The organism is Nostoc sp. DedSLP04 (genome assembly GCF_034530775.1).
Taxonomy (GTDB): domain Bacteria; phylum Cyanobacteriota; class Cyanobacteriia; order Cyanobacteriales; family Nostocaceae; genus Nostoc.
Genome location: NZ_JAVRCL010000030.1, coordinates 66,610 through 91,967 on the forward strand (window position 1 = coordinate 66,610; position 25,358 = coordinate 91,967).

General features: G+C 44.6%; 18 protein-coding genes. 9 read left to right on the plus strand and 9 right to left on the minus strand.

What is annotated here, in order from left to right; translation table 11 throughout:
- Positions 1–1,001, minus strand: a 1,001-nt coding sequence (locus RMX89_RS18415; protein WP_322689943.1) for a HEAT repeat domain-containing protein, incomplete at its 3' end; no start/stop codon positions are given.
- Positions 1,002–1,404: 403 nt separating this feature from the next.
- On the opposite strand from RMX89_RS18415, the gene RMX89_RS18420 reads away from it, so the two are divergent.
- Positions 1,405–2,274 (plus strand): Rpn family recombination-promoting nuclease/putative transposase, encoded by an 870-nt coding sequence (locus RMX89_RS18420; protein WP_322689944.1) that lies wholly within the window; start codon positions 1,405–1,407, stop codon positions 2,272–2,274.
- Here RMX89_RS18420 and RMX89_RS18425 read toward each other — a convergent pair.
- The 3 genes from RMX89_RS18425 to RMX89_RS18435 form a co-directional block, all read right to left on the minus strand.
- Positions 2,260–2,598 carry a hypothetical protein gene (locus tag RMX89_RS18425; RefSeq protein ID WP_322675499.1) on the minus strand — a complete coding sequence of 113 codons (339 nt, stop codon included), beginning with the start codon at positions 2,596–2,598 and terminating at the stop codon, positions 2,260–2,262. The genes RMX89_RS18420 and RMX89_RS18425 overlap by 15 nt on opposite strands.
- A 141-nt stretch (positions 2,599–2,739) precedes the next feature.
- On the minus strand, positions 2,740–5,265 hold the full coding sequence (locus tag RMX89_RS18430; protein ID WP_322689945.1) for a cyclic nucleotide-binding domain-containing protein: 2,526 nt from the start codon (positions 5,263–5,265) through the stop codon (positions 2,740–2,742).
- Between the two features lie 193 nt (positions 5,266–5,458).
- The gene (locus tag RMX89_RS18435) at positions 5,459–5,629 is read right to left on the minus strand and encodes a hypothetical protein (RefSeq protein WP_322689946.1); all 171 of its coding nucleotides are present in this window, start codon (positions 5,627–5,629) and stop codon (positions 5,459–5,461) included.
- On the opposite strand from RMX89_RS18435, the gene RMX89_RS18440 reads away from it, so the two are divergent.
- Positions 5,620–6,213, plus strand: coding sequence for a hypothetical protein (locus RMX89_RS18440; protein ID WP_322675497.1), 594 nt, complete (start codon positions 5,620–5,622; stop codon positions 6,211–6,213). The two genes, RMX89_RS18435 and RMX89_RS18440, sit on opposite strands and share 10 nt — an antisense overlap.
- 616 nt (positions 6,214–6,829) lie before the next feature.
- On the opposite strand, the gene RMX89_RS18445 is transcribed toward RMX89_RS18440, so the two are convergent.
- Positions 6,830–7,477, minus strand: a complete 648-nt coding sequence (locus RMX89_RS18445) for a response regulator transcription factor (protein WP_322689947.1) — start codon at positions 7,475–7,477, stop codon at positions 6,830–6,832.
- A gap of 3 nt (positions 7,478–7,480) precedes the next feature.
- Positions 7,481–8,701: a sensor histidine kinase gene (locus RMX89_RS18450; RefSeq protein ID WP_322682197.1), complete on the minus strand. Its 1,221-nt coding sequence runs from the start codon at positions 8,699–8,701 to the stop codon at positions 7,481–7,483.
- Between the two features lie 466 nt (positions 8,702–9,167).
- Between RMX89_RS18450 and RMX89_RS18455 the strand changes: the two genes are divergently transcribed.
- The 7 genes from RMX89_RS18455 (at position 9,168) to RMX89_RS18485 (ending at position 21,504) form a co-directional block, all read left to right on the plus strand.
- A complete protein-coding gene (locus RMX89_RS18455) occupies positions 9,168–9,551 on the plus strand; it encodes a hypothetical protein (RefSeq protein WP_322675494.1) in 384 nt (127 codons plus the stop codon).
- A gap of 407 nt (positions 9,552–9,958) precedes the next feature.
- Complete coding sequence (locus tag RMX89_RS18460; RefSeq protein ID WP_322689948.1) at positions 9,959–11,239, plus strand: S41 family peptidase; 1,281 nt, start codon at positions 9,959–9,961, stop codon at positions 11,237–11,239.
- Positions 11,240–11,363: 124 nt separating this feature from the next.
- A complete protein-coding gene (locus RMX89_RS18465) occupies positions 11,364–12,272 on the plus strand; it encodes a hypothetical protein (RefSeq protein ID WP_322689949.1) in 909 nt (302 codons plus the stop codon).
- Between the two features lie 20 nt (positions 12,273–12,292).
- Positions 12,293–13,279 (plus strand): RNA polymerase sigma factor, RpoD/SigA family, encoded by a 987-nt coding sequence (locus RMX89_RS18470; RefSeq protein WP_322689950.1) that lies wholly within the window; start codon positions 12,293–12,295, stop codon positions 13,277–13,279.
- Between the two features lie 249 nt (positions 13,280–13,528).
- Complete coding sequence (locus tag RMX89_RS18475) at positions 13,529–15,052, plus strand: efflux RND transporter periplasmic adaptor subunit (protein WP_322689951.1); 1,524 nt, start codon at positions 13,529–13,531, stop codon at positions 15,050–15,052.
- Positions 15,049–18,171, plus strand: a complete 3,123-nt coding sequence (locus tag RMX89_RS18480; RefSeq protein ID WP_322689952.1) for an efflux RND transporter permease subunit — start codon at positions 15,049–15,051, stop codon at positions 18,169–18,171. Before RMX89_RS18475 ends, RMX89_RS18480 begins: the two co-directional genes overlap by 4 nt.
- Before the next feature lie 210 nt (positions 18,172–18,381).
- Positions 18,382–21,504 carry an efflux RND transporter permease subunit gene (locus tag RMX89_RS18485; RefSeq protein WP_322689953.1) on the plus strand — a complete coding sequence of 1,041 codons (3,123 nt, stop codon included), beginning with the start codon at positions 18,382–18,384 and terminating at the stop codon, positions 21,502–21,504.
- Between the two features lie 107 nt (positions 21,505–21,611).
- On the opposite strand, the gene RMX89_RS18490 is transcribed toward RMX89_RS18485, so the two are convergent.
- The 3 genes from RMX89_RS18490 to RMX89_RS18500 all read right to left on the minus strand — a co-directional run bounded on the left by RMX89_RS18490 (position 21,612) and on the right by RMX89_RS18500 (position 25,104).
- Complete coding sequence (locus RMX89_RS18490) at positions 21,612–22,430, minus strand: ABC transporter permease (RefSeq protein ID WP_322689954.1); 819 nt, start codon at positions 22,428–22,430, stop codon at positions 21,612–21,614.
- A 159-nt stretch (positions 22,431–22,589) separates the two neighbouring features.
- On the minus strand, positions 22,590–23,537 hold the full coding sequence (locus RMX89_RS18495; protein WP_322689955.1) for an ABC transporter permease: 948 nt from the start codon (positions 23,535–23,537) through the stop codon (positions 22,590–22,592).
- The gene (locus RMX89_RS18500) at positions 23,518–25,104 is read right to left on the minus strand and encodes a sugar ABC transporter ATP-binding protein (RefSeq protein WP_322689956.1); all 1,587 of its coding nucleotides are present in this window, start codon (positions 25,102–25,104) and stop codon (positions 23,518–23,520) included. Before RMX89_RS18500 ends, RMX89_RS18495 begins: the two co-directional genes overlap by 20 nt.
- Positions 25,105–25,358: the final 254 nt, after the last annotated feature.

The window sequence follows — 25,358 nt, forward strand, 5'->3', positions numbered from 1 at the left end:
TCTTTGACGTAGGGTTTGGCTGCCTCTCCCAGATTTCCCAATGCCGATGCTGCACCGGAACGAACAATTGAGTCAACGGTTTTATCCTTGAGGAAGTCGAGGATGTCTTTGACATAGGGTTTGGCAGCCTCCCCCAAATTCGCCAATGCCTCTGCTGCACCGGAACGATCATAGGGGTTAACGGTTTTATCCTTGAGGATGTCGAGGATGTCTTTGACGTAGGGTTTGGCAGCCTCCCCCAGATTTCCCAATGCCGATGCTGCACCGGAACGAACACTTGAGTCAACGGTTTTATCCTTGAGGATGTCAGCGATGTCTTTGACGTAGGGTTTGGCTGCCTCTCCCAGATTTCCCAATGCCGATGCTGCACCGGAACGAACAATTGAGTCAACGGTTTTATCCTTGAGGAAGTCGAGGATGTCTTTGACATAGGGTTTGGCTGCCTCTCTCAGATTTCCCAATGCCGATGCTGCACCGGAACGAACAATTGAGTCAACGGTTTTATCCTTGAGGAAGTCGAGGATGTCTTTGACGTAGGGTTTGGCTGCCTCCCCCAGATTTGCCAATGCCGATGCTGCATCAGAACGAACATTTGAGTCAACGGATTTATCCTTGAGGATGTCAGCAATGTCTTTGACGTAGGGTTTGGCTGCCTCTCCCAGATTTCCCAATGCCTGTGCTGCATCTCTACGAACATTTGAGTCAACGGTTTTATCCTTGAGGATTTTGGCAGCTTTCTGAGCAATATCTTCCGGTTTCTTTCCCAAAGATTTTAAATCTTTTAGATCATATTCAACTAATTTGTTGAATGCATACCCCTTTACTCCGTTATGTCCATCATCAAGGGCAGCAACAATACCGTTAATCTGCCACGCTTCTGGCTTGGGCTTAGGCTGTTCTTTAGCACTTACCCAAGGTAGGGCGAGGAGGAGAGTCAACAGCAGGATAAAGGGAAAAATGAAAAAAGGCGACGATCGCTTTTTAATTATGTGCAAATACATTTGTATAATTCGTAATTCGTAATTCGTAATTCGTAATTTTTTTAGATATAAAGGCTCTTTCTGCCCTTGTTTTGGTAGGGAAAGAGAAGGGAGTTAGGTTTTTTACTAGTAAATCAGGAACCGCTACAGTTATCTTTTTATCGTCTGATAACTCAACCTAGCTAGAAATGGAATATTAATGTAATTATTACAGGAATTTAAAAAGAAGCGTTGCTGAATTAAGGGATGATTCTTGTGGGGTGGGCATCCTGCCCGCCCTTAAATACAAGGGACGGGCAAGATGCCCATCCCACAAAAATAGTAAAATCATGCCGCAAATATGCAACGACCATCATAGACATCGCCTACTCAAACCACTGCACGAGATAATAACAATACCTCGTTTGATTGTTAGCGATCGCTAATGTCTTTTGATAACCTCTGCAAACTCCTGTCCGAAAAACATCCTGCTACCTTTGCCAGTTGGGTATTAGGTACACCGCAAACTTCCGTCACAGTACTCAAAACCGAATTGAGTATCGAACCAATTCGCGCTGATTATGTCACTTTTTTACAATTACAAGGACGCATTCTCCACCTGGAATTTCAAACCAAACTAGAATCTACGCCACCCCTACCCTTGCGGATGCTAGATTATTGGGTACGCTTGTATCGTTTGTATCGTCTACCAATAACGCAAGTTGTCGTATTATTGCTTCCCCCTGCACCAGGAACAGTAATTGAAACTGTCTTCTGTGTCGAAACTACCCGTCATGAATATCGCGTGATTCGCTTATGGGAAGAAAATCCCGAACCATTCCTCAACGATCCTGCTTTGTTACCGTTAGCACCACTGACAGCAACCACGCAACCCCAAACATTATTGCAACAAGTTGTGAGCAAAGTTAATCAACTTGAGCCAAGACAACGACCAGAAATTTCCGCTTATACCCAAATCTTAGCGGGGTTAAAATACAATCAAGACTTGATTCGACAATTATTTCGGGAGGGTATGATGCGCGAGTCAGTAATTTATCAAGAAATTCTCGCTGAAGGCGAACAACGCGGCGAACAACGCGGCGAACAACGAGGACGGGAAGAAGGACGAAAAGCAGAAGGGCAATTGCTCATTCTCCGTCAACTTACTCGACGGGTGGGAGAATTACCCCAAGAGGTGCTAGACCGGATTGAAACTCTCTCTTTAGAACAATTAGAAAATCTCGGTGAAGCATTATTGGATTTTCAGGCGATCGCGGATTTAGAAGCCTGGTTTGATACATTAGAGTTCAATTAACTTGAAGCCCCAAGGTTTGAGAGCCGCTAAAGCTATTTCTTCACTTACACCTTCATAAGCCTCCCATTCCAATGGGTGTTCTTTTGGATGTCCGTCGCCGACATTACCCGCAACTTTAATTATTGGACAGTTGGCAATGCGATCGCGCTCTAGCCCTTTTGGAACTACTAATTGGATTTTGTGCCCGATAAACTTCGCTGTACTATCATTAGCTACAGATTCACGGATTAAACAAATATCACCAGCAGTCCCCCAAGTCGTTTGGTAGATGTGGAGGAATGATATATAAGTTGCAGGTTTGATCGCTCTTTTTATAACGTGCATTATCTGTAATCCTTACACTATGAGTCAAAAATCATAAATCCTATAAGTATTTTCTATCACGTTCGTAGGGAAGAATGTTCTTAACTCACATTTTCCACCTAGCCCAGGCGATTAAAAACCGCCTGGTGGAAGATGTAAAGCTCAAAAGACGATAATTGCCCACATACTAACTCCCAAAGCGATCGCTGCTAGGTGTTGCAGTATGAGCGATCGCACTGGTTGCTTGGCAATTTTTTGTGTTAATACCATAGTCATTAACACGGAGAAAATTATCGTTGCACCTTGCAAAAAGGCAATCACAGCAGGGTGAGCAACTAATATTGGCAATTGTTCGCCACTCAAACCAAGTGTCGCAAAGGTTACGGGTAAAATCCGTCCGCCTTCGCCCAAGCCCAAACGCAGATAGTGAGCTAAGTTTCCCCCTAAAACTAATGGGAGATAGCTATATGCAAGCTCTACAAATTTTCGAGGCTTACGGTTAGCGTTGAACAGTTGGAACAAGCTATAAGCGCCAATGGTAAAAGCTGCTGGAATAATTAACACTAGCAGCGATAATCCCAAGTGCTGCCAAAAATCAGTTAAATCCAGTTGTAAGCCTAACCAAGATTGCAATTCTGGCAAGCGATGTAAATATATACCACCCAACAGCAATAACAATAATGCTACTTCATAAGTACGGGGTACATGAGTTGTCCACAATTCAATTCCAGGGGGACGCAAGTTGAACTCAACGGAGCGATGGGGACAAGCTTTCAGGCAAGTCATGCACAGTACGCAATCTCGGTTATCTTCTAATTGGGCTGGATGTGAGTATAAAGGACATCCATTCGTTTCCATACCTTCGCCCTTTTGCGGCCCGCCTTTATAACACTGATAAGTGGTGCAACTGGCAGAACATATCCCTTGCTGTGCCCGGAGTTCCGTCATTGAGAGTTTGGCAAATAAACCATTCATCCCGCCGATGGGACAGAGATAGCGACACCAAAACCGCCGCTCAAAAATAGCCGAGAAAATCATTGCCCCAGCAGTAATTAATAGCAGCAAACAAGCGCTGAGGTAAGCTGTATTTTCTAAATGCCAGAGTTCTTCCCATAAGAAAATTAGGGTAAATAAACCAAAGAGGAACCATCCGCCCCATTTTTCAGCTTGTTCTCTCGGCCAGCGCTTGAGTTTTCGAGGCCACAGCCATAAAGAGAGCTTTTGGGTGATTTCTCCATAAATCATGAAGGGACAAACAGAACACCAAATACGACCCAAAAAGGGAAAGAGAAACAAGAAGAAAGGCCACCACCAAGCCCAAAATAGATTTAAGACGAAATTGCGATCGCGGGTTTGCGGCCCAATAAATAATATTGCCACAATAATCGCAAAAGCCGTTGCAGTAAAACCATAATTAATGCGATCGGGCCACCAGTCACTACGTAAAAATCGCCGCAAATTAGGATAGGCATTTAACAGATTTACCCGAAATCGTTTTTTCTTAGTTTCGGCTTGCCAGAAAATTTCTTCTGTTAATTCATTTGCACCCTCAGCTTGGGCAATCGCTCTTTCTACCAGATTTTTCAATTCCCTGAGATTGCCAGGAAAATCATAAGACTGGAGGCGACGCAAAGCTTCTGGGGTAATGTGCGGTTTAGAAATCCCTCTAGAGCGTGTATAAAGACTGGTATAATATTCGACCTGTGTCTGAATATCAGCTTTCCGCACCCGTAGCGGTGGCACTTTAATAATGTGACCAACAAAACGTTCAACTGTCGGCTGAGTTTTTTCTGAAACAATCAGAATTCTGGCTTGACTGGGACGAGGTTCGGGTGTTGAATCTCCAGAACGACTGACGGGGGTATATTTACCAGTTTTGAGCAGCTCCGTCACCGCAGGTAATAATTCTTCGGGCAATTCTTGGATATTGTTGAGAACTAGAGTACCTTCTCCCAACCATTCCAACAACCCTGGTTTGCCGCCAGCACGACCAAATAAATCTGCACCGCTAGTTTGGAGAATACCACAATTTACTTTAATAATTGGTTCTCGCCGTTTGGGAGAACCAAAGTGGATGAGAGCTGCTATATTGTCTTTTTCTAACCCTGGTTCTCCGAAAATATCTACTGATTTGCGATCGGCAGCTGCTTCTCGAATTTGCTCCCGCAACCGCACAGCATAGCGACTTGTACCGACAATTCCGCGTTGTGCTTTGGTGACTAGATATGGACGCAAGGCAATAGAACGTTCTTGTTCATAGCCAAGTGCAGATGTTACCTGAGCTAATTCTTGAGCCAATTGACGCGAAAAAGCCTGAGTAATTTCGGGGTATTGAGTGACTAATTCCCGAAATTTAGCAGCAGGTACAACCCACAAGTGACATTCGGTTACTGTCGTAATTGTGAATGGAGTTGATTCATCCAACAGCAATTCTTTGAGTTCAATCACTGCACCGGGGAGAAATCCACAAGCTAAAGCTGGGTTGTTTTGATTGGTGGTATTGCTTTCGAGTTGACCTTCTACAAGAATATAAAGGGCTTCTGGAGAATTGCCTTCACTAACTAAGTCAGTTTCGGCACTTACTACTTGTTCTTCAATTACTTGAGCGATCGCATTTAATACTTCAGGCGAGAGAATTCCTAAACTTGTCCGTTCTTGTAGCCATGTAACCGTTTCTGGAGATGTCATATTTAGTTCTCCCTGTAGGCTGCTGTATAACAAGAATTATCCCTGAAAGAGTATGTCAAAACATCTATATTCAGTTGTTGTGTATTAATACACAATGTGCAATAGACTTATTGTCTAATATTATGTCCGGGTAATTTAGTTATGATTTCCATAATCATTGCACCCCACCCCCAGCCCCTCTTTGCAGGCGGGGCTACGAACTGACTTTAACTCGTCCCAATTTCGGGTCATTTACTTCCAAGACAGATGCTGCTTCGCCCCATGTAGAGGCTTCATTTAGTTTAAATTTTGCACCATGTTTTCGAGGACGACCCGAACCTTTATAAGCTGGTGGTGCACCCCATAAACACAGATTTGAACGCAACCGTACTCTTATTATCTGTGGCAATCTCAGATGTTTTCAGGATAAACGGGGCACAACCATATTCACTGTCCCAAACAGAAATCGGTCTAGAAGGCATTAGCTCGCATACTTTTTTCAGTTGTCCAACTGCTTTCTCAATCGGACTGTCTCAACTGGTGATTCGCTCATGCCTCAAAGGTAGTGCCCAACTTCCAGAATCTTCTGGAATCCAAGCTATCGTACTGTATCCCTGTCCAATCGTAATTGGTTTATTTCCTGCGATCGCATCCAACCATCAAAAAAAAACCCGTGCTACGCGGGGGTGCTACGGGGTCAAATTGCTGAAAGTATTGATAGAGGCTGCTTTTAGCTTACAACTATTGGCGGTGACACCCGGTGGTCGCCCGTTGTCTCTTTGTCCACTTTTTTACAAAATCCCACTACTACCCCCTACATTTGTTATATTTGGGACAGCATTTCAAATTAAACCTTCCTGTAGTACTGACTACTCTTCTTCCTCCGTTGCTAGGAACATTTACCCGTTGATCGCTACCGTTAGCTATATCAACTTTTATAGTAACTGTATAAGGACAGCGATTAGTTAGAACAGCTCCATTATCAACATAATCTGCTTGAACACATGGTGGCAATGGGACTCGATCGGCTACTGAACAATTATCAGCTAAAGCAGGTAATGCGCTAAATGTCAAAAAGAAAAATACTAAAGGTGTTGAGAAACGTTTTGAAAAATTCATAACATCTTTCTCTATTCTAGAACTTACGCGTTGACAAATTTTTGATTGTGTGGGAGTTATCACAGCAGACATAAATCACCTTAATAAAGTCGGGGTTTTGTATTAGCGAGGACATAAGCCTTGCTTCTACTTCTTATATCGGGGTAATGAAATCAATTTATGCACACTGCGGAAAATGAACGTGGATTGTAGATAGAGTCAAGCATTTTGCCGTCGCAGTACAATTGATCCGCAAATACAGACAATGTTTCCACGCGATCAAGTGTCAAATCGTTGTAGGCTGTGGATCGCAGGGTCTACAGTCTAGCGATGAAAATAAATCGGCACGGACGCGCCAAAGTTCTAACGCAGTCAGAGATACAGCTAATCTTCAGTCATGGCTTTGACATGATATAACGCCTTCTCGATTGCGTTTCTCAGCTATTTGTCTTTTTAGTAAACGATATATCCCTTGTCCAAGTAGACTCTACTTCAGTCCACTAAACAACGAATGGGCAAACAAAGCGGCTTGAGTGCGATCGCGTAAACTCAAGCGACTGAGAATATTAGTAACATAATTTTTAACAGTGTTTTCTGAAAGAAACAGCGATTCGGCAATTTCTCGGTTATTGGCTCCACAAGCAATTAACCGCAATACATCTAATTCTCTGGCTGTGAGTTGCGCTAATTCTGGAGGAGTTTGCACAGACTGGACAGGTGCAGTAATCGGCGTGAGTGCTTTCTCAAACAATCCCGGGCCGAGTAGGGTTTGTCCCTTGTAGACGGATCGAATTGCCAACATTAATTCATCTGGTTCGGTGTCTTTGAGCAAATAGCCCTTTGCACCCAGCCGCATCGCCTGGAAAACATACTCATCATCATCGAAGGTGGTGAGGACGAGAACCTTAATTTCAGGATATTGTTGAGCGATCGCTTTTGTGGTGGCAACTCCATCCATTACAGGCATTCGGATATCCATTAGTACAATATCGGGTTTCAATGCGGCCATCTGTTCGAGTGCCCGTTGTCCATTCTCCGCCTCACCAATTACCTGCATCTCTGCATTCGACTCAAGCATACTCTTAAGTCCCTGGCGAATAAGATGCTGATCGTCAACTAATAAAATCCGAATCATAAGCTAAAACACCAACAGCTTTGAGAGTGGTAAAGAAACAGAAATACAGCAACCTGTTCCTAGTTGACTGTGGAGATTTAACTGACCGCCCAGTGCAATCGACCGTTCTCGCATCCCTTGTAATCCAAACCCGGTTGTATTTTGAGTGGGGTTAAAACCTTTTCCATTGTCTTCGATTGACAGATGAATCATCCCAGCGTGAGCCAGAAGTTTAACGGTGACACTTGTTGCCTCAGCGTGTTTGCAAATATTTGTCAGCGATTCTTGCACAATGCGGAATAAAGCCGTGTTTACTTCTGTTGGTAGGGTGTGCGGGAGATCGATTTTACAGGATGGTTCAATACTTGTGGTTTGCTGAAAATCTATCAGCAGTTTTTCAATCGCTGATTTGAGAGATTGCCCTTGCAAAGGATTTGAACGCAAAACCGAAAGCGATCGCCGAATTTCTAAGAGTGCTTCAGCACCCAATTCTTTTGCCTGTTTGAGAAATGTTAATGCTTTGTCATTATTTGATTGCCAAAACAACAGAGTGTTATTAATCTGAATGGTTTGGGCAGCGAGAGTGTGTCCTAAGCCATCATGAATTTCGCGGGCAATTCGGTTGCGTTCCTGCAACGTTGCCTGATCTTCAATCCGCAGGGCATACTGGCACAGTTGTTGATTGATGATTTCTAATTGCTGATGGGCAATTTCTAACTGCTCTCGACTTTGGCGCTCTGCAAGCAAAGCGTTAATTAACAATAAAGCGAATACTAACGTTAAGCTAAACAATAATATATTACTTAATCGCCAATCCCAAGACATGAGGATCAGCTTATCTGGCAGAAAATTCTCAGGTACAATCGGTTTTGATAAAAGTAGTGTTCCATAAGTAAGCAGAGATAAAATTAAGACGACCAACTGTCCCGATCGCTTAAATATGAGACAACTCCGCATCACCAATACCAGACACAGCAGGAAAACGGAGCGAGTCGATAAAGTATGTTGAGTGGCTGGTAGCAAAATTAAACCGAATTCCAGGACTGTATAAATTAATTTGCTTTCCAGCTTCACCATTGGTAGTCTCAAACCCATCAAGCTGAAAGTTGCGATCGCCAGAACTCCTAGCGGCAAAGACCAGGACAACTGAAACGGCAGCAGCACTTCCATGAACACTGCCGTGGCTAATAACAGCCACTCTAGGTAAAGCAACAGACGAAAAGATGGGTAGGTCAAGCTAACCATAGAATTCCAACTCAATGGTCTTTGTAACAAAACCATAGGTATTTTCACTATTTTAGAAGGAAATATTGAACTGGGGACTGGGGATTAGGGACTAGGGACTGGGGATTGGGAAGATTTGAATCGGAATTCAGACCCCAACCAAATCTTACTCATAATTTCTTCCCCAGTACCCAGTACCCAGTCCCTAGCACCTAGTACCCATTCTTCTATATAACGAATCTGTCTCTACTATCGATAGAGCCGTTCCGACTAATTAATTATTTCTAAATTAGGAAAAAAGTCACAATAATTTGAGTACTTTTTTACTGGTCAAGTTAGGAATTCTAGCTCATGTGCAAACTCGTGCCAACTTTTAAGATTAGCTGGTGTAAGTAAATCAGCAACTTTTCAAACATCTTCTAAACAGTCATAAACGGAAATTGAGTCAGAACAGTTCTATTACACACAACAAAAACCAGAGAAGTAAATGATTAAAAAACAGATAATTTTACCAACCCTGCTACTTGCAACTATCCTCATTGGAGGAATGACAGGTTGCACCAGTTCTAAATCTCCAGATGTGTCTCAAGGGAATGATTCTGGCACAAAGGTATCTGATACTTCTACGACAAACTCTGCGGCAGCGAATACGCCAGAACGCGCTCACAAACGCGAAGAAATTCGCAAGCAAGTTGAGGCCGTTCTGACCCCAGATCAGGTAAAGGAATTGTCAACGAAATTACAAAAAGGTGAAAAAATGCGTAAAGCAGTGTTCAGCCTAAATCTTACTGCTGAACAAAAGACTAAAATTCAGGATATTTTTAAGACTGCCTATCCCCACCGTAAAGGAAAATCTCAAGATAATTCGTAATTTGTCATTGGTCATTGGTCACTTGTACTGAGCGTAGTCGAAGTATTTGTCATTTGTCACTCGTAATTATGATTGCATAATGGTTCTATACTTTCCAAATCAATCGTTATTCTCTACCGTTTTGTACAGTTTTATCAAAACAGAATTCAGGAGTAATCTGTGAGAATTTAGAAGAAATTATCTGCGACTATAAGACTCATATTTGATTTTTGAAAAAAACTTAGTACACCTTTATTCCTTCTTCCCAGTCCCCATTACCCCTTATCCCCAGAGGGGGCCCCACCATCCCCAGTCCCCCAGTCCCTAGTCCCTACGATTAATTCAGAAATCAAATCAGATTGCTATATGAGTTTCAGTCCTTTATGGATTACATTCTGAATTCTGTATTATTCTTCAAAAAATAAAGTATGTTTAAACAAAAATTGCTCGTCAAGATAGAACTGGCTGTTATAGCCACAATCTTTGTAGGAACTAGTCTCTACACTTCAAAAGCTCTAGGTAAACCACAACCTAGCTCTCAAAAACTGGTGGATGAGGTGTGGCAAATCTTAGATAAAAACTATGTTGATGTCAGCTTTAATCATCAAGATTGGCAAGCAATTCGTCAGCAGTATATTAGCCGTTCCTATAGTTCTAAGAAAGAGGCTTATGGAGCAATTGAAGAAATGGTGGCGAAATTAGGCGATCGCTACACCGAATTTTTTGACCCGCAAGAATTTAAAGCCTTAAATAACGATATTTCTGGCAACCTCAGTGGCGTAGGGCTGGAACTGGCACAGAATGAAAAAACTAAAGCTTTAACCGTTGTCGCCCCAATTCAAGGAACCCCTGCATTTAAAGCGGGTATTTTGCCGGATGATGTAATTGTCCAAATTAACGGTCAAAAAACTCAGGGGATGAAAATTGACGATGCCGTGAAGCGGATTCTCGGCCCAGTGGGAACCAAGGTAGTACTCATGATTCAACGGGGCAATCAATCGCAAACTTTCAAACTTACCCGCGCCAATATTGCTATCCATCCTGTAACTTACAACACGCAAACAACAACAGTGGGTAAGATTGGTTACATCCGTTTACCAGAGTTTACGCAAACTGCTCCCGTAGAGATGCATCGGGCAATTCAAGCATTAGAAAAACAACAGGTACAGGGCTACGTTTTAGATTTGCGTTCTGATCCAGGTGGACTGCTGGATGCGAGTTTGCAAATTGCTAGTATGTGGTTGAAGCAAGGAGCGATCGTGTCTTTGGTAAATCGAGACCAAGTGAAAGAAAGCTACGATGCATCGGGACATCCTCTCACCGACAAACCCTTAGTGATACTGGTTGATAAGGGATCTGCTAGCGCCAGCGAAATTCTATCGGGAGCGCTACAAGACGACAATCGCGCCACCTTAGTAGGAACTCGCACCTTCGGTAAAGGTTTAGTTCAAGCTGTAGAGCCACTAGAAGATGGTTCGGGGCTGAAACTAACGATCGCTAAATACTACACACCGAAAGGTCGAGATATCAATCATGTCGGCATTGCCCCAGATATTAACGTGGCATTAACCGAGGCACAACAGAAAGCATTAGTGCAAAACCGAACCTTGGGAACATTAGCCGATCCTCAGTATGCTAGCGCTGTTGCTGACCTAAGCAAATTAATTCAGTCTGGGGCTAATCATGTGAGTTTGCAGCGTGGGAAATGAAGCCGGCATGGTAAGTGGTCACTGAGCGTAGTCGAAGTGACCACCTACCTACTTGCAGACTCGCTAACGCTGCGCTATCTGCCTCCTGCCTTCCTTAACAAGCTAGGAACTGTATCTTTTTATCATGTCAACTCGCAAAGCCCAACGACTTCAAATTTGCGAACCAGTCCCAGGTTTGCAAATCCTGGTTAAACTCAGCAACACTCCTTTAGTGCGGACAATCATAGCTATTGTTACCCACCATCAGCTAGCGATCGTTGGGCTTGTATTTGTTGCCACCTTGATTTTTGCTATGCGGGAAAACGCCCCTTGGCTAACAGTACCTAAACAGGTAGCGATTGAATTTTTTTCTGCTGTATCCCAGTCCCTAGCTGCTTTATTGGGTGTGTTAATTGTTTTCCTTACTTTTACTAGTCAGTTGATCGCTCAAAGGAGATATGAGGATTACTATACACTTCAGATTCAGATTGACCAACTGATTCGTCTAACTCAGTCTCTTCCCCCCGAACTCAGTAATTTAGATCAAACTCTGATCGCTCTGATTAACTATTTAGTTCCCTTACATTTAAAGGATTTCCCAATTTGGTCAACTAGCTCTCAGGTCTTACCTTGGGACAAGCTTTTAGATGATTTCAAGAATGAACATCAATTGACGCAAGTGCAGCAACAATGCTCCTTAGCTACCCATCTGCACCAACAACAAATTTTACTTGTCATCAATAATATGGAAGAAATCCTAGAGAGATTTTCCCGGCTTTACAATCGCATCCTAGAAATGAGTCGGTTCATTCTCGCAATTGTCAAGCTGTCATTTCTTCTAGGAGTTTCGCTGGTATTTTTACTGCTATTTGGCATTATCGATTTGCAAAGGAAATTTCCCGATCTCAGCCTACCTGTAATTGTTTCATTAGCAATTTGGGTATTGATTGCTCTTTTGGAACTAGTACTTGATACCTGGTTCTTTTATAAAAACCTCTATGGTTCATCAAGTCATTATTTACACTTTTTCCCCAATAAAAAATACCCCAATTAATCGGCAGAGGCTAACTCAACATGAGTAACTTAACATCATTCCCAGATACTAAAGCTACTAACGCAAGCAAAGCATCTCAATTTACAACTGATACGGTACGTGTTTATCTTCAAGAAATTGGGCGGATACCTCTGTTAACCCAAGAGCAAGAAGTTTTTTTTGCCCAACAAGTTCAGCAAATGATAAAAATACTTGCTGAATCCGAAAAACTGACTGTTGAATTAAATCGTACCCCCACACTGTCAGAATGGGCTGCTCGGATGCAGTTAAGCGAACAGGAACTACTTCAAAAGCTAAATCAAGGGAAAAAAGCCAAGCAGAAAATGATGGCGTCTAATCTCCGGCTCGTGGTGTCAATTGCCAAGCAATATCAGAGACGGAACTTAGAACTGATGGACTTAATTCAAGAAGGTACTTTGGGTTTGGAAAGAGGGATTGAAAAATTCAATCCGGCTTTAGGATACAGATTTTCAACCTACGTTTACTGGTGGATTCGTCAAGGAATTACCAGAGCGATCGCTCAACAAGGACGCGCAATTAGATTACCGATTCACATTAATGATAAGTTAAACAAAATTAAGCGCGTTCAGCGAGAGTTATCTCAAAAACTTGGTCGCGTTCCTACCACTACGGAAATTGCTCATGCACTTGCTTTGGAGCCTAATCAGATTCGACAATATCTAACTTTGGCTCGTCAAACTATCTCTCTCGATCTTCAAGTTGGTTCAGAGAAAGATGTTAAGTTAGAAGATTTAATCGAAGATTATAGATATTCTCAAAATGGTTATACTACTGAGCAATCTCTCAATCAGGAACTTGAAGACTTATTGTCAAGTTTATCTAGACAACAACAAGAAATATTAAACTTACACTTTGGTTTAATAGATGGAAATGAACTTTCTCTAGAACAGATTGGTCAGCGCATGGGTATTAGTCGGGAACGAGTCAGACAAATAGAAAAACAAGCTCTCCACCTTCTATATCGGCAGCTAAGAAATAATAAGTAAACGCAAGTGAAAAATTATCCCTTAAAATAATGAAATATTTTAAATATGATTACTTAAGACGTATTTAAAAATAGATTTGTTTGATTTATAATAAACAAAATCATCATGATTTGACAAGGCACATCGAGCAAACCGGAAAAAACGAATTATTTAGATGTGCCGCCTCAAATGAAATTGGGATCGGCGGCAGTTGAGGTAGTAAAAGATTTCACGGTTTTTAATATTAATTAAAATGCATTGGAGGTTCTGATGAACCATGAAATTTCTAACGATTTGACTGAAAACAGTATACAACCAGAGCTACCGCGATCGCCAAAAAAGAAAAAGATTACTTTGATAATTTTGGGCGTACTATTACTGGCTGGACTAGGTTTTTTTAGCATCTATGCAGATGCAGCCAAGTCAGACAAAAGTGAAAAATCTGGGCGTAATAAGCAACAAGTTACACCTGTAACTGTGGCAATGGTGACACAAAAAACGGTTCCGATACAATTGCAGGCGATCGGTAATGTGCAAGCGGGTTCTACAGTATCGATTACACCCCAAGCTAGCGGACGGATTATTGGAGTTTATTTCAAGAAAGGTCAAGATGTGAAAAAGGGACAACTTTTGTTTACCCTAGATGACCGATCGCAAGCTGCTGCAATTCAGCAAGCTCAAGGTGTTGTAGCAAAAGACCAAGCCTCGGTACAACAAGCCAGAGATGCGTTAACTAGAGATTTGGGTCAGGTAGACCAAGCGAGAGCCACTTTAGTCAAAGACCAAGCTTTAGTGCGACAAGCCCAGGCGAATTTAGCCAAGGATCAAGCGCAAGCAGAATTTGCTCAGGGACAGAGCGATCGCTATAGTGCATTGTATAAAAAGGGCGCGATTAGTTTAGATCAAGCACAGCAATACCTTTCCAATAGCAAATCGGCTACAGCAACCCTACAAGCAGATCGAGAAGCGATCGCTAATGCTGAAGCAGTTTTGAAAAGCGATCGCGTGGCGCTGACTAATGCTGGTGCAGTTGTCCAAGGCGATCGAGCTGCGATCGCTAATGCTCAAGCCGTTGTCACTTCCGACCAAGGAGCATTAGAAAATACCAAAGTGCAATTATCTTACGCCAAAATTTATGCGCCGATTGATGGTCGCGCTGGCAATATTCTCGTGACTCAGGGGAATGTGGTACAAGCCAACAGCACCACTCCACTTGTTACCATCACCCAAATTCGCCCGATTCAAGTTGCTTTTTCCATTCCTGAAACAAATCTGCCCCAGGTACAAAAGTATATGCAGAATGGCAAACTGAAGGTAGATGTAACGTTCCCCGATAATCCATCTCATTCAATACCAGGTACTTTGACGTTTGTCAATAACACAGTTGATAATACCACGGGGACAATTCAACTAATTGGCGACTTTGATAACACTCAAGGACACTTGTTTCCCGGTCAATTTGTCAACGCAACCCTAACGCTGACTGAACAACCAAATGCAACGGTTGTTCCTTCCCAAGCCGTGCAGAATGGCCCCGATGGGCAATTTGTTTTTGTAGTTAAGCCAGACATGACGGTAGAAAACGTTCCAGTTACAGTTAGCAGCACCATTCAGGGGCTAGATGTGATTCAGAAAGGGCCGCAACCAGGCGATAAAATTGTTACCGATGGTCAAGCGAATCTAGTTTCCGGGAGCAAAGTTCGCGTTAAAACAGCCGGCAATTCCCAAGGCGGCAATGACTCGAATCAGCCAAGAAGAAATCATTCCCGTAACTCTGGTGGAGGTGATTCATGAACCTTTCAGAACCATTTATCCGTCGCCCGATCATGACGACTTTGGTAATGGCGGCGATTTTAATCTTCGGTTTCATGAGTTATCGCTTGCTGCCCATCAGCGATTTACCAAGTGTAGATTATCCCACAATTCAGGTAAGTGCTTCCCGACCGGGAGCCAGCCCCGAAACAATGGCAGCATCGGTTGCCCGTCCTCTAGAAAAGCAATTTTCTAGTATTGCTGGACTCGATTCGCTCAACTCAACTAGCACTCTGGGACAGACTCAAATTACCCTGCAATTTAACCTGAGTCGGAATATTGATGATGCGGCGCAGGATGTGCAAGCGGCGATATCGGGAGCATCGGGGCAAATTGCAAACGATTTACCCAATCCTCCCACCTACAGCAAAGTTAACCCCGCAGACCAACCGATTCTTTACCTTTACCTCGATTCTCCGACTCTGCCGCTTTCCCAGGTAGATAATTATGCCGAGACTTATTTAGCGCAAAAGCTATCTACAATTAATGGGGTGGCACAGGTAGCCGTCTATGGTTCCCAAAAGTATGCGGCTCGAATTCAACTCGATCCGCAGCAATTGGCAGCGCGGCAAATTGGGCTAGATCAGGTGGCGACGGCGATTCAACAAGGTAACGTCAATTTGCCTACTGGTAGTCTTTCAGGAAATCACAAGAATTTTACAGTCCAAACCAACGGACAACTTGAGGATGCGGCTGCTTATCGCCAACTGATTGTCTCTTATAAAGATGGAATGCCCATCTATCTCAATCAACTGGGTCGGATTGTTGACAGTGTAGAAAATGACAATGTGGCAAGCTGGTACAATAATACTCGCGCCATTATTCTCACCATTCAAAGACAGCCCGGAACCAATACGGTGCAGGTCGTAGACACGATTAAGAAATTGCTCCCGGATTTGCGAGAACAGATTCCGGCATCCGTGGAAATTGGTATTCTCTATGATGCGTCTCAATCAATTCGAGATTCAGTAGATGATGTCAGATTTACTTTGATTCTGACGATCGCTCTAGTTATCTTAGTAATTTTCATCTTTTTACGGAACCTCTCGGCGACGGTGATTCCCAGTTTGGCATTACCCGTTTCGCTGATTGGAACCTTCGCGGTGATGTATTTGCTGCACTACTCACTAGATAACCTATCGCTGATGGCGTTGACCCTTTCGGTGGGCTTCGTAGTGGATGATGCGATCGTCATGCTGGAAAATATCGTCCGTCACATGGAAATGGGGGAACGTCCCCTAGAAGCGGCGTTGAATGGGTCGAGAGAAATTGGTTTCACAATTTTATCGATGACTCTTTCTTTGGTTGCAGTCTTCATCCCCATGTTGTTCATGAGTGAAGTGCTAGGACGATTATTTCATGAATTTGCAGTGACGATCGCAGTTGCAATTCTCGTCTCTGGTTTTGTGTCTTTGACTTTGACACCGATGTTGTGCAGCCGTTTTCTGCGTCCTGTAGACCATGCTAATCAAAGTCGGTTATATCAAGCTTCCGAATATGTCTTCGATCGCTTCCTCGGTTTGTACGATTGGAGTCTGAAAAAAGTTTTAAAATATCACCGCACCACGATGATTTTATCTGCCTTTCTATTGGCGGTGACAGTTGGGCTGTTAGTGATAGTTCCCAAAGGCTTTATTCCTAGCGAAGATACCGGACAAATTACAGGTATTACCCAAGCAGCCGAGGACGCATCCTTTGATAATCTTGTCCAGCATCAGCAGACAGTTGCTAACCTGATTCGTGAAGATCCCAATGTAGATGCAGTCAACTCCAATATTGGCGCGGGAGCGAGTGCTAATGGCAGTGGAGCAGCAGTTGCAGCCAATTCCGGGAGTTTGTTTATTCGGTTAAAACCGCGATCGCAGCGCCAACTAGGGGCTGACGAAATCGTGCAAAATTTGCGAACCAAACTCGCCACTGTTCCAGGCATCCAAGTATTCTTACAAAATCCGCCAGCAATACCCATTGGCGCTCAACAAAGCACAGGACTTTATCAGGTTGCACTTCAGAGTTCTGATGTCAAACCCTTACAGGAATATGTTCCCCAACTTGTTCTGAAGATGAAGAACTTGCCAGAACTCCAGGATGTCAACAGCGATTTACAATTTGCTTCCCAGATTCAAATTGACATTGACCGCGATAAAGCCTCAACTTATGGGATAACCGCCGAGCAAATTGAAAATACCCTCAGAAGTGCTTACGGTTCCTACCAAGTGTCAACCATCTATGCAGCAACCAATGAGTATCAGGTGATTTTGGAATTAGCACCCCAGTATCAGCAAGATATTAATGCTCTGTTGACCTTATACATTAACTCCAGCACAGGAGTGGCAGTTCCTCTGAAGACATTCGCCAAACTATCTCAGGGAGTCAGCCCGTTAATGGTCAATCATAACGGTAGAATGAACGCTGCTACTATTTCCTTTAACCTTGCCCCCGGTGCGTCTTTGGGAAATGCCAACCAAGAAATTGAGGAACTGATCGATCGGGTGATTCCTAAGAGCATTAGCACCAGCTTTCAGGGCGCAAGCCAGGTGTTTCAAAGTTCACTGCCGAGTTTGGGTTTACTGTTAGCGATCGCCATCTTAGTAATTTATCTAATCCTGGGTATTCTCTATGAGGATTTCATTCACCCAATTACGATTCTTTCCGGTTTGCCATCAGCAGGTTTTGGGGCATTGTTAACGCTGATAATATTCCATGTTGAACTGAATGTTTATTCCTTCATCGGCATAATTCTTTTAGTGGGCATTGTGAAGAAAAACGGGATTATGATGGTGGACTTTGCTATTGTTGCCCAGCGAGAAGAATTGAAAAAACCGTCTGAGGCAATTTATCAAGCCTGTTTGGTGCGCTTCCGTCCGATTATGATGACGACGATGGCAGCATTAATGGGAACCTTACCCATAGCGATCGGATTTGGGGCTGGTTCGGAATCTCGCCGTCCTTTAGGGATTGCAGTTGTGGGTGGGCTAGTGTTTTCTCAGATATTGACCTTGTATTTAACACCCGTGTTCTATATATATATGGAATCGTGGCGGAAGAAGCTTAATCAAGTTAAGTTGCGGCGGGTATTTTCATTTTCAGGCGGGCGATCGTGATATTTAACAATTCAAAATTCAAAACTCAAAATTAAAGACAACACAGACTAAGTACAACATCTCATTAATTCATAGCGAAATCTCTGCGTGCCTCTGCGCTTACCTCTGCGCCCCTTTGCGTTTAAATTTCAACCCTCAATTCGCCATAATTTTACGCAAAGCTGTACTAAGCGATCGCATCGCCATCACATTTCTGGGAGAACAAAACTCATGAACCTTTCAGAACTCTTCATCCGTCGTCCGGTCATGACCACCTTGGTAATGATGGGTATCCTCATTTTCGGTCTCATGAGTTATCTACTGTTACCCATCAGTGCCCTACCCAACGTTGAATATCCTTTTATATCTGTCTCCGCTAGTCTCCCTGGTGCTACCCCAGAAACAATGGCATCTTCAGTCGCCGCACCCCTCGAAAGACAGTTTACCGAAATTGCTGGACTCAATTCATTCAATTCCACCAGTTCCACAGGCAGCACCAACATTTCCCTACAATTTGACTTTAGCCGCAGAGTGGAAGATGCCGCCAAAGATGTACAAGCAGCCATCTCAGCCGCCGCAGGACAACTACCCGCCGGAATGCCTCACCCCCCCACATACCGCAAGGTTAACCCATCTGTCTCACCAATTCTCTTCCTCTATATGTATTCGGAGACACAGCCAATCTCGACAGTTGATGAATACGCAGAGGTAACAGTTGGTCAACCAATTTCGATGATTGATGGTGTTGCTCAGGTACAGGTTTTTGGTCAACAGCAATATGCAGTCCGCGTCCAGCTTGACCCGCGAGAGTTAGCATCGCGGGGAATTGGTCTAAATCAGGTAAAAACTGCAATTCAACAGGGAAATGTCAACTTACCTACAGGCAGTCTCTCGGATACTTACAAAAGTTATACAATTCAGGCGAACGGTCAACTCACCGATGCTGCTAGCTATCGCCAGTTGATTGTAACTTATAAGAATGGTGCGCCCGTGCGGCTCCAGGATTTGGGGCAGGTAATTGATAGCGAACAAAACGTCAAAGTCTCAAATTTGTATAGCGATCGCAAAGTAACAAATCGCCATTCTGTTGTTCTCGCTGTGCAGCCGCAGCCGGGAGCTAATACTGTAAAAATTGTTGATGCTATCCAAGAACTTTTACCTACACTCCGCGAACAAGTTCCCAAATCTATCGAGATGGGGATTATGTACGATCGCTCCCAAACCATCCGAGCCTCTGTTAATGATGTGAAATTTACCTTGGTTCTCTCGGTTTGTCTAGTTGTCTTAGTTATTTTCTTATTCTTACGCGATCTAACAGCTACCCTAATTCCCAGTTTGGCGCTACCTGTAGCAATTATTGGCACTTTTGCTGTAATGTATCTGTCGGGTTTCTCCCTAGACAACCTTTCACTCATGGCTTTGACCCTTTCCGTGGGGTTTGTCGTGGATGATGCGATCGTTGTGTTGGAAAATATCGTCCGTTATCGGGAAATGGGCGAATCTCCGCTAAACGCGGCATTGAAGGGATCGAGGGAAATCAGCTTCACCATTTTGTCAATGACCCTCTCCTTGGTGGCGGTGTTCATCCCGATTATGTTCATGAGTGGAATAATCGGGAAATTATTTCATGAATTTGCCGTGACGATCGCAGTGGCAATTTTGGTTTCGGGTTTTGTTTCCCTCAGTCTCACCCCAATGTTGTGCAGTCGTTTTCTGCGTTCACATCAGCAAAGACCAAATCTGCTGTATCGAGTCTCAGAACGGGCATTTGATTTACTACTGCGGGGATATGATTGGACGCTCAAGCCTGTCTTAAAATACCGCTTAATGACACTGATTGGTTCTGGCATTCTGCTGGTAATGACCGTCTATTTGTTCGTCATCGTTCCCAAAGGATTTATTCCAACCGAAGACACCGGACAACTGACGGCTAACACCAAAGGAGCGCAAGATATTTCTTTTGATGATATGCGCCGTCATCAGCAAAAAGTTGTTGATATCATTCGTCAAGACCCTAACATTGAAGCCGTTGACTCAATTGTGGGTGCAAGTGGGCCGAATGCCTCGGTGAACTCCGGGCGAATTACGATTCGGCTCAAGCCACGTTCTCAACGTCAACTGAGTGCTGACGAAATCATTCAAGAGTTAACCCCTAAGTTGAGACGTGTAGTTGGGGTTAAGACATTCCTCCGTTCTCCGCCAGCTATTCCCATCGGGGGGCAACAAACTAATTCTACTTATCAGTTCACCTTGCAGAGTTTAAATTTACAAGACCTGCGCCAATATGTTCCTAAACTTGTAGATAAAGTCAAAACCCTACCAGGACTCCAGAACGTTGACAGTGATTTACAACTTAGTACTCCCCAAATCCAAGTCAAATTTGACCACAACAAAGCTGCAACCCTTGGCATTACCGCTCAACAAGTTGAACAAACCCTCAGCGCTGCTTATGGTTCTAGCCAGGTGTCAACTATTTATACCCCAAATGACCAATTCTATGTAATCTTGGAAGTAAAACCGGAATTTCAACGAGATCCTAGCGCCCTATCGATGCTCTATGTGCAATCAAGTACTGGGAAACTGGTTCCTTTGAGTGCGATCGCTAATATTACCCAGAGTGTCGGCCCGCTCACTGTTACTCACGTTGCTCAACTCCCCTCTGCAACTATCTCTTTTGACACCCTCCCAGGAACGTCTCTAAGTCAGGCTACAGATGCTATCAAGCAAGCAGCCAGTGAGCTATTACCCTCAACAATTACCCCCAGCTTTCAGGGTTCAGCCCAAACTTTTCAACAGTCCTTCAACGATTTAGGCGTGCTGTTGTTGGTGTCTATTGTAGTCATCTATCTGATTCTCGGTATCCTCTATGAGGATTTCATTCACCCAATCACCATTCTTTCCGGTCTGCCTTCGGCGGGTTTTGGCGCATTATTGACGCTGCTGATTTTCCAGGTTGATTTAAATCTTTACTCTTTTATCGGCATTATCCTGTTAGTGGGTATCGTCAAGAAAAACGGGATTATGCTGGTGGATTTTGCCATTGAAGCGCAACGAAAAGAAGGAAAAAATTCCTTTGATGCCATTTATACCGCTTGCTTGATTCGCTTCCGTCCGATTATGATGACGACGATGGCAGCTTTAATTGGCACACTTCCCATTGCTCTGGGGACAGGAGTAGGTTCAGAAGCGCGTCGTCCTTTGGGGATTGCAATTGTTGGTGGATTGGTGTTCTCTCAGATATTAACTCTCTATCTGACTCCAGTGTTTTACATTTACATGGAGACATGGCGGAAAAAGCTGAGTATGCAGAGTAAGAAAGTTGAAAAAAAGCATCTGCCAGCAGTTAAAAGTTAATGATAGTTTTTCGTAAAATTGAGCATGAGTAAAGCGATCGCTTAGAGTCAATAACCATTGAACAAAGTCAGAAACTCTGAACAACTACAACTTCCGTTTCAATAAACTCAGCTTCTCTGCACAATACGCTGCTGAAAAAGCACGACCAAAAGTAAGAAGGCCCCACGAAGTACGAGTTGCCACCAAGGAGTAATGGTTCCCTCAAGATTTAAAAGGTTGTACATCATTCCTAGTAAAAGTACACCGACTAGCGTCGGAAACACGCTCCCTTGACCCCCTGCGAGAAACGTTCCTCCCATGACGGTGGCAGCGATCGCATCCGTCTCCCAGCCAAAGGCAGCGACAGGCTGACCCGCCCCTAGACGGCCTGCGAGAATAATACCAGCAAGCCCTGAAAGCAACCCGCTAAATGTGTAGACTGCCAGCTTCACTCGGTTTGGGTTCACGCCCATGAGCCGAGAAGCTTCCTCGTTGTTGCCAATAGCGAATATGTGCAAACCTAATCGGCTTCTGTGCAGCATAAACCAAGCTGCAAAATATAAGAGTGCAACTATCAGCACAGGTACAGGAACCCAACCAATGAATCCCCTACCCAGCCAAATAAATCCCGATGCTGTCGATGATACTGCAATGGACTTTTCCTCGGTGATGCTCAACGCCAGTCCACGTGCAGCGCTGGCAGTGAATAAGGTAACAACGAACGGCTGAAGCCGTGCGCGAGACACGAGAAGACCATTGACCACACCCAGCAACGTGGTACTAGCAATGCCGGCGGCGATCGCTACGAAGCTTCCTTGTCCGGCAAGCATTGCTGTAACAACACCGCCTAGAGCAACGAGGGAACCCACAGACAGATCGATTCCTCCACTCAAGATGACGACAGTCATGCCTAGCGCCACGATCGCCAGCATACTATTCTGTCGCATGATGTTCATCAGATTAACAGGTGTCAGGAAGGTTTCATAACGAAAGGATGCGAAAACAGCCAAACTAAGGAGTATGAGTAGCACACCCTGGGAGGTGAGGAGCTTGGCAAAACGCCGCAAACCCGTAAGCGCAAAAGACTTTGTAGCAGCCATAACGCGTTAAACCTCCCTCGGACGCTGCAAAAAAATGGCGAAAAGAATGATTACGGATTTCAAAACTAATGACCAGGTAAAGGGAATCAGCAGCATATTGAAACTTGTGGAAATCACCTGCATGAGCAAGGCTCCGACAACAGTGCCGAGGATATTTGCCCGTCCACCGGAGAAGGGCGTACCGCCAACAACAACGGCGGCGATCGCATCAAATTCTGCGTTGACACCGACCTTACTCGGATCGCCCATGCCCAGCCTCGCTGTCTCCACAAGTCCGGCAACCCCAGCAAGCAGGGCGCTAATTATATAGACTATATATTTCACGCGCTCCGCACGGATACCCGCAAGCCGTGCAGCCTCCTCGTTGCCGCCAACTGCGACGATATGACGGCCGAAAAGTGTAGAGCGGATACAGAAGAAAGCTGCCACGATCGCTACTGCCGCAATGACAACTTGAATTGGTATAGAACCGAGATAGCCCTTTCCCAGCGCTTCAAATGTCGGATTGACAAAGGGAACGAGCTTACCGTCCCCGATAACCTGAGCAATCCCACGCCATAAGATCAGAGCCGCCAAGGTGACGATCAAGGCATCAAGTTTCAGACGTGAGATCAGAAAGCCATTGATCGAACCAACCAATAGAGCAGCGCTGAAAGCGAACAAGATGGCAACAGTCATCCCATACTTAATCAGCAATGCGACAATGACTGAAACCAATGCCATAGTAGAGCCAACCGTCAGGTCGATGCCACGGGAGGCAATGACAAAGGTCATACCAACGGCAACCAACATTGTCGTCGATACTTGGAGCAACATATTTAATGTGTTGCTAATTGTTGCAAAACGCGGAGTGAAGATGGCGTTTGCAACATAGAGAATTAAAAGTGCCGCAAATGCACCGAAGTTTGGGTTCCACAGGGTTCCCCAACCCAGATCAGACTTCTTGCTCTTCATTTGGGTTTTGCTCTGTTTGGGATTGTCCACCGACGACTTCCTGACGATCTGCGCCTTCCGCCATTGCGTGCAGAATTGCCTTGATATTCTTCTGCTCGCCGCCCAGTTCCGCGATTGACTGCCCGTCACGCAGGACGACGACACGTTGCGAACCTTCAACTAATTCTTCCACTTCCGAGGAAATCATCAGAACTCCCAGCCCTTGCTGTGCTAGTTCGGCAATCAGCTGCTGGATCTCTCGCTTTGCACCAACATCAATACCACGAGTTGGCTCATCGAGGAGAAGAAGTTTTGTATTCTTGCACAGCCATCGTGCCAGAAGCACCTTCTGCTGATTACCGCCCGATAGTTCGTGGATCTTCTGCTCGGCGCTGGCGGCTTTGATATCAAGACGCTGCATGAAACGCTCTACAAGCTTGTTCTGTTGTTTTCTGGAAACGATGCCCCATCGCGTCAGGTTCGGTAGGGCAGCAAGCGTGAGGTTTTCGCGCACCGAAAGCTCAGGGATGATCCCGTCTGCCTTGCGATCCTCGGAAAGGAAAGCGATTCCAGCATCGATCGCATCATGAGGATCGCGCAGAGATAAAAGACTACCTTCGAGTTTTACAGTTCCACCCTCAAGGGGTTCAGCCCCAAATAGGGCACGCACTGTTTCACTACGACCAGAGCCGAGCAAACCCGCAATCCCGACGATTTCGCCATGCCGCATTTCAATGGAAACACCATTGAGCCGTTTTTTATATTTGAGAGCTTCCGCTTGGAGTAGCACTGGCCGATTTAGCGTGTTTTGCGAGTGTCCTGCAAACGCCGTGACTCCTTTGCTCACCTCTTCGGGTTTACGACCTAGCATAAAACAAACGAGTTCCAGACGAGTCAGCGAAGAGAGCGATCGCGTCACGATATTGCGCCCATCACGCAGTACCGTCACGCGATCGCACACGGCATAAAGTTCTTCAAAACGGTGGCTGACGTAGACGATAGATGTCCCTTGCGACTTTAGCCGCCGCATGACATCAAAAAGCACAGAAACTTCAGTTTCCGTCAGCGAACTCGTGGGTTCATCAAGGATCAGCACCCGCGCCCCAAAGGATATAGCGCGGGCGATCGCTACCATCTGGCGATGGGCAATATTCAGCGAACCAACCACTGAGTGCGGGTCGATATACAACCCCAGGCGCTCCAGGATATCGGCAGCCTTAATATTCATCACCCGTCTATCAATGATGCCGAAGCGATGCGGCTCCCTGCCCAGAAAAATATTCTCAGCAACAGTTCTCAAATCCACCAGCTGGATCTCTTGGTAGACAGCTACAATGCCTGCCGCCTGCGCTTCGGTTGGGTTCTGAAATGCCACGGTTTTCTGGTCGTACTCTATAACACCCGAATCCCGTCGGTAAGCCCCCGTCATAATCTTGATCAGCGTCGATTTGCCAGCGCCATTCTCTCCAACCAGTGCATGAATCTCGCCTGCCTTCAGTTCAAAATCCACACCCCAGAGCGCTGGCACGCCGGAAAAACTTTTTTTTATACCCGTCATGCACAGGACATTTCTAGTCGCCTGATTCATCGGCTTTACCTAGTTTTTGTCTTAATTGCCGATAGTGGAGATCCTTCACTTCGCACTATAGTAATCTTTTTTGTCCATCGTGGAAGCTCAGGAAAATTCCAGGTTATCTTTTTTCTATTTTAGGGTGAGAACCAATACTGCTCGGTTAAAGTACTTGAAAGTCGTTTTGAGGTACTGAAAAGTCGTTTTGAGGTACTGCAAAGTCGTTTTGAGGTACTTGAAAGTCGTTTTGAGGTACTTGAAAGTCGTTTTGA